The sequence below is a fragment of the Bartonella vaga genome (assembly GCF_037070895.1).
In the GTDB taxonomy this organism is placed as follows: Bacteria; Pseudomonadota; Alphaproteobacteria; order Rhizobiales; family Rhizobiaceae; genus Bartonella.
In genome coordinates this window covers 1-15,189 of sequence record NZ_JAYMZK010000009.1, presented here as the reverse complement: position 1 = coordinate 15,189, position 15,189 = coordinate 1, and the positions used below count along the sequence as shown (strand labels likewise).

General features: G+C 35.1%; 12 protein-coding genes and 1 tRNA gene. 8 read left to right on the top strand and 5 right to left on the bottom strand.

Features of this window, described 5'->3' with window-relative positions; genetic code table 11:
- The 3 genes from WCP76_RS05715 to WCP76_RS05705 all read right to left on the bottom strand — a co-directional run.
- A partial coding sequence (locus WCP76_RS05715) for an energy-coupling factor transporter transmembrane component T family protein (protein ID WP_336294720.1) occupies window positions 1-555 on the bottom strand: 555 nt, incomplete at its 3' end.
- Window positions 552-1,232, bottom strand: a complete 681-nt coding sequence (locus tag WCP76_RS05710; RefSeq protein WP_336294719.1) for an energy-coupling factor ABC transporter ATP-binding protein — start codon at window positions 1,230-1,232, stop codon at window positions 552-554. The genes WCP76_RS05715 and WCP76_RS05710, both read right to left, overlap by 4 nt.
- 41 nt (window positions 1,233-1,273) lie before the next feature.
- Window positions 1,274-2,698, bottom strand: coding sequence for an amino acid permease (locus WCP76_RS05705; RefSeq protein ID WP_336294718.1), 1,425 nt, complete (start codon window positions 2,696-2,698; stop codon window positions 1,274-1,276).
- A gap of 175 nt (window positions 2,699-2,873) precedes the next feature.
- Between WCP76_RS05705 and WCP76_RS05700 the strand changes: the two genes are divergently transcribed.
- The 7 genes from WCP76_RS05700 to lpxK all read left to right on the top strand — a co-directional run bounded on the left by WCP76_RS05700 (window position 2,874) and on the right by lpxK (window position 11,202).
- Window positions 2,874-3,197 (top strand): hypothetical protein, encoded by a 324-nt coding sequence (locus WCP76_RS05700; protein WP_336294717.1) that lies wholly within the window; start codon window positions 2,874-2,876, stop codon window positions 3,195-3,197.
- 1,223 nt (window positions 3,198-4,420) lie between these two features.
- A tRNA-Thr gene (locus WCP76_RS05695) sits at window positions 4,421-4,493 on the top strand.
- 1,265 nt (window positions 4,494-5,758) lie between these two features.
- A complete protein-coding gene (locus WCP76_RS05690; protein WP_336294741.1) occupies window positions 5,759-7,090 on the top strand; it encodes a TldD/PmbA family protein in 1,332 nt (443 codons plus the stop codon).
- The gene (locus tag WCP76_RS05685; protein ID WP_336294716.1) at window positions 7,077-7,880 is read left to right on the top strand and encodes a 3'(2'),5'-bisphosphate nucleotidase CysQ; all 804 of its coding nucleotides are present in this window, start codon (window positions 7,077-7,079) and stop codon (window positions 7,878-7,880) included. Before WCP76_RS05690 ends, WCP76_RS05685 begins: the two co-directional genes overlap by 14 nt.
- Before the next feature lie 45 nt (window positions 7,881-7,925).
- Window positions 7,926-8,171: a DUF4170 domain-containing protein gene (locus WCP76_RS05680; protein ID WP_336294715.1), complete on the top strand. Its 246-nt coding sequence runs from the start codon at window positions 7,926-7,928 to the stop codon at window positions 8,169-8,171.
- 699 nt (window positions 8,172-8,870) lie between these two features.
- Window positions 8,871-10,193, top strand: a complete 1,323-nt coding sequence (waaA, locus tag WCP76_RS05675) for a lipid IV(A) 3-deoxy-D-manno-octulosonic acid transferase (RefSeq protein ID WP_336294714.1) — start codon at window positions 8,871-8,873, stop codon at window positions 10,191-10,193.
- Window positions 10,183-11,202 carry a tetraacyldisaccharide 4'-kinase gene (gene lpxK, locus WCP76_RS05670; protein WP_336294713.1) on the top strand — a complete coding sequence of 340 codons (1,020 nt, stop codon included), beginning with the start codon at window positions 10,183-10,185 and terminating at the stop codon, window positions 11,200-11,202. Before waaA ends, lpxK begins: the two co-directional genes overlap by 11 nt.
- Window positions 11,203-11,247: 45 nt before the next feature.
- Here lpxK and WCP76_RS05665 read toward each other — a convergent pair whose 3' ends face one another.
- Both WCP76_RS05665 and mutL read right to left on the bottom strand, forming a co-directional pair.
- The gene (locus WCP76_RS05665; protein WP_336294712.1) at window positions 11,248-11,484 is read right to left on the bottom strand and encodes a DUF2093 domain-containing protein; all 237 of its coding nucleotides are present in this window, start codon (window positions 11,482-11,484) and stop codon (window positions 11,248-11,250) included.
- 118 nt (window positions 11,485-11,602) lie between these two features.
- Window positions 11,603-13,447, bottom strand: a complete 1,845-nt coding sequence (mutL, locus tag WCP76_RS05660; protein WP_336294711.1) for a DNA mismatch repair endonuclease MutL — start codon at window positions 13,445-13,447, stop codon at window positions 11,603-11,605.
- A 295-nt stretch (window positions 13,448-13,742) separates the two neighbouring features.
- On the opposite strand from mutL, the gene WCP76_RS05655 reads away from it, so the two are divergent.
- Window positions 13,743-14,831, top strand: coding sequence for a 2'-deoxycytidine 5'-triphosphate deaminase (locus tag WCP76_RS05655; protein ID WP_336294710.1), 1,089 nt, complete (start codon window positions 13,743-13,745; stop codon window positions 14,829-14,831).
- Window positions 14,832-15,189: the final 358 nt, after the last annotated feature.

The window sequence follows — 15,189 nt, the reverse complement described above, 5'->3', positions numbered from 1 at the left end:
TGAAGCCATTCTTATCGTCCGTATAATCAATGGCATTGCAAAAACAAAAACGTTCTTATCTAATCCACGCGCTTGCTGTGCTTCACGCACCTCACTAAACTTTCCGATCATAACAGGAATAAATCTAATTGCCATAGATAAAACCATACTACATTTTGATGGATTTATACCCAAAAATCGAAATGGCTGAAGCCATGCTTCAATTGCACTCACCATATCTGAAACTTTAGTCGTTAAAGAAACAAGTGATGCCAAAAAAACAAGAGAAATAAGACGCAAAATGACTTCAAACCCCGCAAGCCAGCTTTCAAAAACAACTTGAAAAACAAATATAAGAGCTAAAAATAGCCCCATCTGCTTAAGCTTTTTTAAAATATTGTTAAGGGGAACTTTAGAAAATCTATACAGTAAAGCTACAAACAATAAAAAAAGTAAAAGGATAATTATCGATGACACAACAAACAAAGTTGTTGTACATACAATGAGGAATAACAACTTAACACCCGGTCTAAGTCTATGTATAAATGTATCCTTATGAAGATATAGACCAATCACGACATTTTCCTGATATATTCTTTGATCGCGATACGAGGTATCTCATCAACCACTATCTCCCCCTTATCAAAAACCAGAACTCTATCAAACTTTTTCAGAAATTCAAGATCATGCGATACAACAATCGCCGTTTGTGATAATTCTTCTATAACTTGCGTAATACGACGCTTATTTAGCAAATCAAGTAATGTTGTTGGCTCATCAAAAATAATATAGTCTGGATTCATGACTACCACACTCGAAATGGCAAGCAATTGTTTTTGTCCACCACTCAATAAATGAACTGCATGATTTCTGAAATTTTGAAGATCATAGCGCTCTAAAATTTCATCCACACGTTCTTTAATTTCATCCTTACCAAGTTTTAAATTTTTGAGGCCAAAAGATAAATCTTCTTCTACTAATGGCAAAACAATTTGATTATCAGGATTTTGAAAAACAAATCCTATTTTACGCTTTACTGCCTTAGCATCACGCCTTGTATCAAGACCATCAACACTCACAGAACCCTTTGATGGCAATTGCAGCCCATTAATAAGACGAGCGAATGTGCTTTTTCCAGAACCATTTGCACCAATAACGGCAACTCGTTTTTCAGTAAGCTCTACAGTAACATCCCTTAAAACACATAAATCACCAAAGACTTGTGTTACTTTATCAAACTTTATAATTCCCAAAAATTATTCCAATCGATCTATTTTATTACCCTACCTACCGCTTATCGCTTAAGTTTATAGCTAAAAAGCAAAAGTAGACACCATATAGGAACAATAATAACCGCCAAACTCATATCAGGCATTTCCGCAGGAATATACGCTTCAATAAAGGACAGACGAATTCCTATCATACTGAAAAATTGAGCCATTAACCCATTTTTCCCAAAGCCACTTACAAACATAACACAAAGCAATAAAGAAAGAAATAAAAGACACAGATAATTAGCATAAGGATATAAACTAAATTCATAAATAAACAGCCCTTTTCTATCCTTATGTGCCTTTCTAAATTTCAAATGAACAATAACAATCATAGCCCAAATAATAACAACTGCTGCGGTCGTAATCGCCATAATCCGCATAAAACTATTATCTGGAATAAAAACATTAATAATGACAATCACTGCAGTACAGAATGATGAAAAAAGGATAGCAACATAAGGAACATAAGCAGAGCTTAGTTTACTAAAAATATGTGGTGCACTTTTTTGCACAGCTAAACTATAAAGCATACGACTATTGGAATAAACACAACTATTATAAACAGAGATTGCAGCCATAATAACCACAAAATTTAAAATATGATCAGCAGCAGAAATTCCTACGGTCTCAAAAACTGTAACAAAAGGACTACCATTTTTTCCAATCATATTCCATGGGCTTATCATCATAATAACACTAATAGAACCAATATAAAAAATTACAATTCTCCACATAACCTGACTAATAGCCCTTGGAATTGTTCTTTGTGGACTAGATGCCTCTCCAGCAGCAATGCTAATCAGTTCTGTTCCACCAAAAGAAAACATCACTACAGAAATAGCCAATATAACGCCCATGATCCCATAAGGAAAAAAACCGCCATGATCCCAAAGATGCCGAACACTTGCACCATTGGTTCCAGTCGCAATAAGAAAAGTTCCCAAAATAATCATCCCAATAACGGCAGAAACTTTAATCAAAGCACAACTAAATTCAAGTTCTCCATAAAAACGAACATTCAATAAATTAGCTAATGTAACGAACAAAAGAACGACAAATGATGACTTCCAATGGTCAATCAAAATCCAGTAATCAAGGTAAAATCCGATCACCGTAAGTTCAGTCACGCCCACAAGAATATAAAGAAACCAATAATTCCAACCTGTTATAAAACCGGCAAGACATCCCCAATATTTATAAGCAAAGAAACTAAAAGCACCTGAAGTAGGTTCTTCTACAGACATTTCACCAAGCATACGCATAATAAAATAGATAATAAGCCCTCCAAAAAGATAAGCTAAAATGGTTGAAGGACCAGCCAATTTTATAGATTCTGTTGACCCATAAAAAAGACCTGTGCCAATAACTCCTCCTAGAGCAATCATTTGAACGTGACGACTTTTAAGGTTACGCTTCAACTCATTGTGCTTTTTCTCAAACATCATTCCTCATTGCCTTTGTTGAATTCAACCTAAACTTTTATAGAAATAAAATAATCGTGGTTTTTATGCATCTTTTTCAAAAATACAAAACGAACGTAAACTTATTTTTCTGGCACAATGAAACTACTTATTTGTCTGTGCATTATGCACCTGTTCTACTAAAGTTACAGGAAGAAATATGCTCCGTCCTTTACTAAAATTAATGGCTTTCATTTTCATTACACTAACAATTATACTGTTAGTCATTGATGGCACACACTCTGTGAACATATCAAGCTGGACAACAATCCCCTTAAATGAAATGTTAGCAAACTTTCTGCAAACAGATATCTACAGCCTTAATCAGTCTATACGTAGTACAATTCCAACTTTCCTGTCCTCAATTTGCATTACTATCACTTGTTTACCAGCATGGTCTATCTTCGGTGCTTTAGCAGTCGCGCTATGTATCTTAAATCACGAAAAACAAAAACCTTTTCAGAAAATTTCGTATACACAATGAAAAATACGTCTAACCTTTTAAAACTTCTTCTTAAATCTATCGTACCACACACAACCGATACATCTTGGAGAATTCATATTATCAAGATAACTGAAAGTTATTTTATTAACTAAGAACAGATTAAAAGCGTCTTATTATAAACATATATATTGCTTCATGATTGATATAGGTAATTATAATATCAACTAATTTTCATAAATTAAAGTCAATTAGCTGCTGAATTTAACCTCTAATTTCACCTATAAGAAAAGTCGGTACAGGGAACACTAGTATGTTGAAATAACTAAAATTACTTGCGATCGCTAATTTATCCCCTCAAAAAGGTTTTCTTTATTTTTCAGCATCATGAACTGTATACAGAAAATATTCCTTAATAATATGAGAAAAATTCTCAATCTTATATCAAGTCGCTCCACGCGCTTAAATAAAAAACTTAACAGTAAAAACATTTGGTTGTGCTGAAAAAAGCTTCATACCATTCCAACCTGCTATCTATCTGAAAAAATTCAAGAGGCTATTATTGGAAAAAACTTGAAAACTGCAAAAAAGTATCTGAAATTATTCATGATAATAAAATCCTAAAACAAGAGTTTCAGAAACACTTTGTATTATAAACCAGAAAATTGCTCCGTTAAAGCATCAAACTTTTTAAATGTTCCATCAAAACTTTCCCATCAATCAGTTGCCACGTAAAAAAGCCAGTCAATAAATTTCTTTGTAAGCTAGCTTGGTTTCTAGTGCTATCAACTAACTTTTATCCGATTTGGTTATTCCCTTATTTTAAACAGAAACATGTATTTAATGTTATTAAATCACCGCTTCTATCCCCATCCCCTGTAAAAATGAGGCGTAACTTTTCTACCAATTCCACTAGCATTATCTGTCCATCATAAAGGTTACTGAGATCTTTTATCCCCTCCAATCACGTGTTTAACAAATTTCTTCTTTTCCATAGAAGCAGCGGATATTTCTATCTTTACGAAAATATATTGACAATATTTCCCACAAAAAAGAGGCGCTTTTCATACGAACTTCTAAGTTTGAAAAAAATCATAATTTGGAAAGCATTTTACAGTATAAAGATCAAAAAATACCATTCTGCTCTTAACCTTTGCTCCCCCACTACTTCCCTTTACCTCAATCATTGCCTCACCTTATGAGTTATTGTAAAAATGGATACTTGCTTTTATGCCTACTTTTGTCTAGTTAATGTACAAGTTTATGCCGCATTAGCTCAGTTGGTAGAGCACATCATTCGTAATGATGGGGTCGCTGGTTCGAACCCGGCATGCGGCACCGTTTATCTTTAAATAATATAATCAATAGGTTATTATTTTTTTCTTTTAAATCCATCCAATAATTCACCTTTTATCACGTTATTGAAAATGCATATATTTTGCAGATTTATCACACCGTAATTTCAAGTACATGCAACTCAAAACTTCAATAGAAAAAAAATGCTTGTTCAATAGGGATTTTATAAACTATCATTTAAATAGTTTATGGTTTTTATGTATATATCACCATCTAATTTATGTAGCATATAAGATATATTTTTATTGTCACAAGATGTTGAAAACTTTATATTTCATTAAAAGCTTTAATGCTAGGTAAAATTATTTTCTCGTGTACTTTTGTTTCTCACATAAAACTTTTTATGTCATATACTTTCAAGGCGCAAAATATAGGGAAAATAAATGATTATCACAATAAAACGTGCTGCTCTTAGAAAGTTGTGCCTTAAAGAGTAGTTTATTTAGAAAAGTCTAGGAAGACTAAAATCTTCTTTTAAATCAACAATTATTTATGTGATATTATTCATTATAAAATATTCTGATGCAGTATTTGGAAAATTTCTTTTTTCTTAAGACCCCACCTTCATTATTGGATAACTTCAAAAGAGATTTTCACGTAATGTATAAAGTATTGCATACTTTGTGAAAAAGCCAGCATAAATTAAGACATTGGATAGCTATAATTTATCGAGCTCACAAACATCTTGCGATTGAACTTGGCTTTTTCAAGTCTACTACGGGAAGGCTTATCCACTTAAAAAAATAGCTGATTAATTATTTACGTATAAGAAAAAATAATATCAATTTATATCCGGAAATACAGAAAAAATTTTATGACTGTTCGGTGAAATCGCAAGAAAAGAAGTATCTTTGTGCTACCTTTATGCTTGTTTCATTCATAGGATTGTTATGTTTGCGATAAAGAATTCATAAACACAAGAAATATATTATAATGGGACATTGCTCTATGATTGCTTGAAATTTAAAGAGCGCTATAGAAAATATAACATAGATAGTTTAGCGCTCAATAATGAAGAGGTATGCGATTTATTTTACAGTTTTTAAGCTTAAAGTTAAAGGAATTTTACAATATATTACCTTTTTTCAAAAAACCAAAAAGGGAAACTTCTTGATTTGTTTAAAGAAAAATAATGCATTAATGCTATACAACTTTTACTGATAAATATACAAAAGTTGCATTATCATTGGTATAAGTTTGTCAGATTTCTTATCAATGTAAATCATCAATATTTTAGGGAGCCTATGATGACTGACAAAAACCAGATTGAGAAAGCCACTTTATTGATTGAAGCGGCGAAGCGTTCTGGGGCAAATGCTGCTGACGTTGTTGTTGTTCGTGCACATTCTACCAGTGTATCGGTTCGTTTGGGAAAAGTTGAATCAACAGAAACTTCAGAAAGCAATGATTCTACATTAAGAGTTTTCGTTGGCAAGAAAGTCGCAAGTGTTTCTGCCAATTTAGCGACTTATCCGCAAGAATTAGCAGAACGCGCCGTTGCTATGGCGAAAGCTTCTCCTGATAGTTTATTTGAAGGTTTAGCAGATAAAAAGCATTTGGTTACAGATCCTAAAGATCTTGATCTTTTTGATGATTTTGTTCCGCACAGTCATCTTCTGACAGAAGATGCTTTGAAAACAGAAGCCGCAGCTCTTGATGTTAAAGGAGTAAGCAATTCTGCAGGAGCAACAGCCGCTTATGGCCATAGTAGGTTTATTCTTGTGACTAGTGATGGTTTTTGTAAAACTTATCATTCCAGTTGTTTTTCACGTTCTTGCAGTGCTCTTGCTGGTGAGAATAGCACAATGGAAAGGGATTATGATTATACAACTGCCTTACATTTTTCTGATTTGGAAGCCGCAGAAACTGTAGGAAGAAATGCAGGAATTAGAGCAGTTCAACGCTTGGGAGCAGTTTGCGCTACTACAAAAGTTGTGGATGTTATTTTTTCCCCACGTACGGCTCGCGGAATTGCTGGACATATCGCATCTATGGTTAATGGAGCATCGGTTGCTCGCAAAACAAGTCTTTTACAAAATCTCTTCGGAAAATTAGTTATGAAACCGGATGTTAATGTGACAGATCAACCTTTGCGGTTGCGTGGGAATGCTTCTCGTCCTTTCGATGGAGAGGGAGTCGAGGGGCAAACATTGAATATTATTGAAAATGGTGTTTTAAAAAATTGGCTTCTTTCATCGTCTTCAGCACGTGAATTGGGGCTTGAAACCAATGGTCATGGCGTACGTTCGGCATCATCGGTTCAACCAGCAAGTACCAATTTTGCTATTGAACCAAGTCTAATATCACCTCAAGATATGATAAAAAATTTACGAAATGGTTTTTATGTTACAGAGCTATTCGGACATGGCATTGATTTTGTTACGGGGCACTACAGTCGTGGTGCTTCAGGTTTTTGGATTGAAAATGGTGAAATTGCTTATCCAGTGAACGAAGTAACTCTGAGTTCTGATTTACTTTATATGTTAGCGCATTTAACACCCGCAAATGATGTTGATAGGCGTTACGGTATAACTGCTCCTACATTATTAATCGAAGGGATGACACTTGCAGGAAAATAACATGCATCATTCTTCTGAGCTAAATCTTCTGCTTGATGTTTGTAAACAGGCAGGAGACTTAACAATGAAGTATTTTGGATGTGCAGTGGACGTTTGGTTCAAAGATGGCAATTCACCAGTCAGTGAAGCAGATTTTGCAGTTGACCGCTTTTTGAAGGAAAAGCTTCTTAGAGCGCGCCCAAATTATGGATGGATTTCAGAAGAAACAAAAGATGATCGAGAACAAAGGATTTACGAACGCTACTTTGTGGTCGATCCTATTGATGGCACTCGTGGTTTTCTGTCAGGTAGCACCTATTGGTGTGTGTCTATTGCTATTATTGAGAATGGGCGCCCTATTGTAGGTGTTTTGCAATGTCCAGCTCAAGGGGATGTTTACGCAGCTATTGCTGGTGGAGGAGCAACACGAAATGGCATAGAGCTTCCCCTTTTAACATCTGTGGTGAATAGAAAATATAAAGTTTTGTTTGATAAATCGTTCACTAAAAAATTACCGAATGGCTTTTGTGATAAAGTTAGTTTTTACCATCATATTCCCTCTCTTGCTTATCGTATTGCTCTTGTTGCCCAAGGTGAAATCGATATAGTGTTGGTGCGTCCAAATTGTCATGAATGGGATATTGCTGCTGCTGATCTTATTTTGCAGGAATGCGGAGGATGTCTTATATCACTTGATGCAGATCATATATTTTACGGAATTGAACCTTATCAATGTAAACTATTAATTGCTGGTAAAAATAATTGCTGTCAAGATATGATAAATATTGTTCGTCAGGCAAAGTTAGTCTAATCACATAAAAAAACACTAAAATCTCTAATCTATACGGAAATACACATGAATAAAATCAACCAAAAAAAACAATACTTGCACTTTGTATTTGGTGGGGAATTAAAAAACCTTAATAGCAACCAATTTAAGAATCTTGATGATTTAGATATGGTTGGTATTTTTCCAGATTACCAGTCTGCTCAAGAAGCGTGGCAAGCAAAAGCGCAAAGCAGCGTAGATAACGCATTACAACGTTATTACATCGTAGATTTGCATCGGCTTCTTGATCCTGAGACAGATGATGCAGAGTAGAATTTGAATATTTGATCGCTGTTTGTATAGTTATGTCAGAGCAGCGAAACTGAATTTTCTAAATTCACTATCAAGATGAATTGAATAATTCAGAAAAAAGGAATGTATTTTAAAGCACTTTTAGCAAAAGAAGCATTTATTATAAAGCTATGGTTTATATAGCGTTTTCTTTGTTGGACAAATCTACATTTACAAAGTTCAGATAATGTAATGAAAGCACAGAGAACTTATAATTAATTTATTATCACTTTTTTGCATGATTAGCATACCATAGAACCTTTTCTTTGTTCTCAATGTGAAGAAGTTATTGCTATATTTTTGTGTTCTGCGAATGCATAAGTAGATACGCAATTTGCAAATTAAAGTGGAAGTTTAAATTTACTTATGATTTAGAGAGATAAGAGAAAATGCATTGGTTAATAAGAATAGCGATGGATGTTATTAACGCTTAACATGCACTTAAATCTGGTAAAAGATGCTATAATTGCGAATATGTCATGTGGAAAAAGATTATTTCAGTGGCTAACTTATTTACCTGCTCCCTATCATATTTTATATCTATGCACGTTCATTGGAAAAGATTTTTGAAAAAGCGTAGAGTGAAATTGTATCACTTCCTGTACAATCATCCCTATAAAAGAAGTATTAATAGAAATAGATTACAAAAGCATTGCAAAATAGGTGAATGAGGTAAGTTAAATGGTGGAACTAAAGGCACGTACTGCTCTTTTAATCTATCGAATGATTGGTTTTTTCTTACGTCCTGTCATACCTTTTTATTTATTTCTCCGCTCTATACGTGGAGAAGAAGAGCGCAGTCGTCAAAAAGAACGTTTAGGGAAAAGTCATAAAGCACGTCCTCCAAGTCCATTAATTTGGTTGCATGCATCTAGTGTTGGAGAAACACTTGCTCTTGTGTCGCTCATTAATTATATTTTATCCTTGAAAATCAATGTATTACTGACAACTGGAACTGTAGCATCTTCCTCCCTCGTGAAAAAGTATTTTGGTAATCGATTAATTCATCAATATGCCCCGTTAGATTTAGACTTGGCAGTACGCCGTTTTGTCAACCACTGGAAGCCTGATTTAGTATTGATTTGTGAATCAGAAATTTGGCCTCTACGTATTAAGGAACTTGCTAAAATGCGCATTCCACAAATTTTGGTTAATGCCCATATGTCTGAACGTTCTTTTAAGGCTTGGTACAAGCGGCGCGCTCTTGCTAGATATATTTTTAAACATATTGACATGGCTATTGGTCAGAATAAACAAGATGTTGCCTATTATCACACACTTGGAGTAAAATCTGTTGTATTTTCTGGTAATCTCAAAGCTGATGTTTTTCTAATTGAAGATCAAGATTTATGTGCGCGTTACCGTAACGCTATCGGAAACCGCCCCGTCTGGGCAGCTGTTTCAACTCATGAAGGAGAAGAGCAAATTGCTCTTGAAGTGCATGAAATACTTAAAAATTATTTGCCAGATTTGTTGACAATCATTGTACCTCGCCACCCTGAACGTTCAGAAAAGCTTATCAAAAAATATAACAATAAAGATTTGCGTTTTATTCGTAGAAGCAGCAATGTTATTCCAGATGTGAATACGGACATTTTGTGGGGAGATACAATTGGAGAAATGGGGCTTTTCCTTCGTTTATCAAAAGTTGCTTTTATTGGTAAATCACTACGTGGAGACGGTGGACATAATCCATTGGAGTTAGCTTTGTTTGGTTCAGCTATTTTGACAGGGCCTCATGTTTCAAATTTTCAAGAGATATTTGAACAATTTTTAACGCATGATGCAGCGTATATAGTACAAGATACAAAACAGCTTGCTATTCAAGTGTATAAACTTTTAACGAATGAAATACTACGGAAAGAAATGGTCGATAAAGCCTATGAAGTAGCAACAAGTATGGCCGGCGCACTTGAGCGTACATTAAAGGTTCTTGATCCATTTTTGCAACCCCTCGTGATACAAACGGGTTTAAGTCAGCATCAGGATAGATATGTATATTAGTGCACCCCGTTTTTGGTGGAAAGATAAAAGCTTTTTGCATTTTTTATTAGCTCCAATTTCCTTGGTATATGGTTATTTTGCAAATCACCGTATGACAAAACAACCTCCCGTTATTGATCTTCCAGTTTTATGTATTGGTAATTTTACATGTGGTGGTTCTGGTAAAACGCCTGTTGTTATTGCTTTTTCTAAAGCAGCTAAAGAGCTTGGATTTATACCTGGTGTTGTATCACGTGGTTATGGTGGAATAGTTAAGGGAGTACACCTTGTAAATGCAGAGTGTGATAATGCTCACAATGTGGGAGATGAAGCACTTTTACTTGCACGCCATGCTTTTGTTGCTGTATCGGCTGATCGATATGCAGCAGCACAACGGCTCAAAGAAGAAGGATGTAATCTTATTTTAATGGACGACGGATTTCAAAGCCGCCGTCTCTATATGGATTATGCATTGCTCGTTGTAGACGCCATGCGTGGTTTTGGGAATGGAGCTGTTTTCCCAGCGGGACCTTTGCGTGTACCATTAAAAACACAGTTTTCTTTGATGGATAGTGTTTTATTGATTGGTCATTCGGATGCAAGTGAGAATATTGCTTGTCTTGTCACTCATACTGGAAAACCTTTGCATCACGCTTACCTTAAACCATTCACATCTGATAATGTTGCAGGAAAATCATTTTTGGCATTTTCTGGTATTGGAAATCCAGATAAATTTTTCCAATCGATTAAAGAATTATCTGGTCATATTGTGCAAACTTACTCCTATCCGGATCATTATTTTTTTACCGATAAAGATTTAAAAAATCTTGTACAGAAGGCTAAAATACATAACTTATATCTAGCTACAACTGCTAAGGATTACACGCGTATACAAACAAGCAGTAAGCAAAAAAACTTTAAAAATCTTATTGTATTTGATGTTAAAATCGACTTCGCTCAAGAAAGCTTTTGCCGTATACTACTTGAAGAAGTTATGAATCGTTTTAAAGAACGCAAACACCTTATTTAATTTGTATTTTTGAAAAAATGGACTGCACGTATAGTTTTCAACTTGTTATTTTTTCTGTGCTTTTAACAATTTGCTGAGATACGGATTGCATTCAAGCTCACGGTGATAAGAAATTTCACAACTGGCATATGCTTCTTGGCGGTGATGATTCCAATATTTTAAATCATCTATAGGGATTTTTTGTCCACTAACCGCACAAAGAGTATAGGTTCCATATTCTATGATTTTATATCCATTATTGGAATAATGAATTTTTGCTTCACGTTCATCACTGAAAAACATTCTTGACAATCCCTTCTTGTTTGTATGCGAAATGATGACTCAAGCAAAGTGCCATAAGATACCTTATAAAGTCGAGAGTTAAAAAATATTTTTTCTTTCCAAAACGGTGAATGACAACTTATCTTCTACCAAAAAGTTTCTCTATGTCAGCTAATTTAAGCTCAATATAAGTAGGACGCCCATGATTACATGTACCTGTATTAGGTGTTTCTTCTATTTGTCGTAATAATGCATTCATTTCTTCAGGACGTAAAAGACGTCCTGACCGGATCGAGCCATGGCAAGCCATAGTTGCTGCAACATAATCAAGCATTCCTTTTAAATTATCTGTCGTATCATATTCAGCGGTTTCATCAGCAAGATCCTTAATGAGAGCTTGTACATTGATCTCTCCTAACATAGAAGGTGTTTCACGCACAATGATTGCTCCAGGTCCAAATTGTTCTATTCCCAAACCAAATTTCTGCAAAGCATCTTTATGTGTTAAAAGGCATGTTGCATCTTCTTCAGAGAGTTCTACAATTTCAGGGATAAGCAACAATTGTGAAGCCAGCGGTTTGGAATAGAGTGCGCTCTTGAGTGATTCATAAATAATTCTTTCATGAGCTGCATGTTGATCGACAATTACCAAACTTTCCTGTGTTTGAGCAATAATATAATTTTTGTGGATTTGTGCTCTGGCCGCCCCTAGTGGATAACGCAATTCTTCTGATGAAAGTGTAGTACTTGGAATGTAAGCATCACCGCTTGGCATATCTAAGCCTTCCATAATAGGAGTAGCATCTTCTTTGAAACCAAAAGTGCTTATAGGATCTAATGGCCTATGAATCATTGCTGCAGCTCCTGTTGCAAAACTATTGGACTGTGAGCTTCCAGAAAAAGGTTTGTAATTGTTTTTAAAACTTCCTAATGATTGCGATGTTTGAAATGCAGAAAGCATTGCTTCAGAGTGCGTTGAAGTAGGACGAACACCAGTCTTATGCAATGCTTCATGAATTGCTCCAACAATTAAACCACGAACTAACCCCGGATCACGGAATCGTACATCAGCTTTTGTCGGGTGGACATTAACATCAACATAAGCAGGCGCAAGATCGATAAAAAGAACACATACAGGATAACGATCCCGAGCCAAAACATCAGCATATGCCCCTCGAATGGCTCCCAAGAGAAACTTATCGCGCACTGGGCGCCCATTAACATAAGCAAATTGATGAAGACTATTAGTACGGTTGAAGGATGGCAAACACGCAAATCCAGTCAAACGAACGGATTCACGTTCAGCATTTAATGCGATACTATTGGCAGCAAATTCCTCACCCATAATTTGTGTAATGCGTTGTAATTGTCCTTGGATATTATGTTCTGTGGCAGGTAGTTCCAGAGAAGTTCTGTCTGAACCTGAAAGAGAAAAGCGAATGTGCGGAAACGCAATAGCGATTCGCTTAATCATATCGGTAATAGCATTTGTTTCAGCACGATCAGTTTTCATAAATTTTAACCGTGCAGGAGTAATAAAGAAAAGATCACGCACTTCAACGATGGTTCCAAGATTTCCAGAAGCCGGTTTTGGTCCGACAATTTTTCCTGCTGTGACAATAATTTCAGCAGCACTATCAGCACCTTGCGTTCGTGAAGTTAATTTAAGTTTAGCAACAGAACCAATAGAGGGTAAAGCTTCTCCTCGAAAACCAAGAAAGCATATATTGTGCACGTCATCGGTAATTTTGGATGTACAATGGCGAGAAACTGCTAAAGTTAACTGATCTGCAGAAATTCCACAACCATTATCGCTCACCTTGATAAAATTCTTGCCACCGTTTGCAGTAACAATTTCAATTCGAGTTGCTCCAGCATCAATAGCATTTTCCACAAGTTCTTTGACGACATTTGCGGGCCGTTCAATAACTTCACCGGCAGCAATTTGATTAATAATATTTTCGCTGAGATGACGTATGATCATGGAAAATTCTATCAAGATTTCTGCAAACTCTACCAAACTTAAATCATAGTAGCATTATTTGTTTAATATTCAAGAACGATAGTGTATGAAAAGTATCACTTTCAAATAACTATTATTTACTTTTAAAAGGTGTGGCACCAAGCGCTATTTCATTGTTTGTAGTATTCTGCTATGAATTATAATAGCAAATTGGTTGGAAAAATCAAAAGGAATAGTTTTTATAGCCTTAAAACAGCTTGCACCAATCAATCATATAAGCCCAAAAAGAAACAAAGTAAAAGTGGAAAGCAAAACTATGAAGCGTGTAAGCGGTATTTTAGCAGATAATGATATACAGACTTTGATTCATAATGACATTCTCAAGGCTCTTTGGTCATTTGACGCAGACCAAATACAGCCAGCAAGCCTTGATCTTCGTTTAGGGCACAAAGCTTATCGTATACGCGCCTCCTTTATGCCAGGACCAAATGTAAAAGTTTTAAATAAACTCGAACAATTAAAACTACACGAATTTGATTTGCAGAACGGAGCAGTTTTGGAAACCGGTTGCGTTTATGTTGTTCCCCTTTTAGAAAGTTTGGCTTTACCAGAGATTTTATCAGCAGTTGCAAATCCTAAAAGTTCTACTGGACGATTAGACATTTTTACCCGTATAATCACTGATAATGCTCAAGAATTTGATAAAATTTGCGCCGGTTATCATGGTTCACTTTATCTTGAAATTAGCCCACGTACATTTCCGATTTTAGTGCGAACCGGTTCACGTTTATCTCAACTTCGATTTCGTAAGGGACACAGCTATTTAAATGAAATTGAGCTACATGCTTTGCATACAGATCAAATGTTGATTTCAGATGATCTTCCTAATATCAGCAAGGATGGTATTGGACTCTCTATTAATTTAAAGGGAGATGAAAGCGGACTCATCGGCTATCGTGGGAAACACCATACAAGTGTTATTGATATTGATAAACATGCTGCTGCCCACATTCTAGATTTTTGGGAACCTCTTTTTGATCGTGGAAAAAGGGAACTAGTTCTTGACCCAGATGAGTTTTATATTTTAGTTTCCCGAGAAACTGTCCATGTTCCTCCACTTTATGCAGCTGAAATGACACCTTTTGACCCTTTAGTTGGTGAATTTAGAGTGCATTATGCAGGTTTTTTTGATCCAGGATTTGGACATATGGAGGCTGGCGGAAAAGGAGCAAGAGCAGTTCTAGAAGTGCGAAGCCATGAAGTCCCATTTATCTTAGAGCATGGTCAAATTATTGGCCGTCTAGTGTATGAACACATGCTTAATCGACCTTTAACACTTTATGGTCACAACGCCGGATCACATTATCAAGCACAGGGATTAAAATTATCTAAGCATTTCAAATAACTTTGTAAACACAAATTTTAATGAAGCATTTACAGAAAAAGCATATGAATAAAACAAAATCTTCAATTTTTTACGGATATACAATAGAATGTTAGCATGTCCGCTTCTTAAAATTAAGAGAAAAAACTACTTGCCAAAACTTAATCCATTTTAAAAGATTTACATGAATGTATCATTTATTTTGTTTTGTATAAAATATCGTTAAAGAGCAAAAAAGTACATGTTCAGTGATAGTACAGTAACGAGTTTTTCAATATAGCATTATCGATGATTTTTTAAATTTATTTAATTTTTGTCTAAATATCTTTTTTATAATTTTATATTAAGTCCAAATTTTTGGTACCATTAACTTAATAAT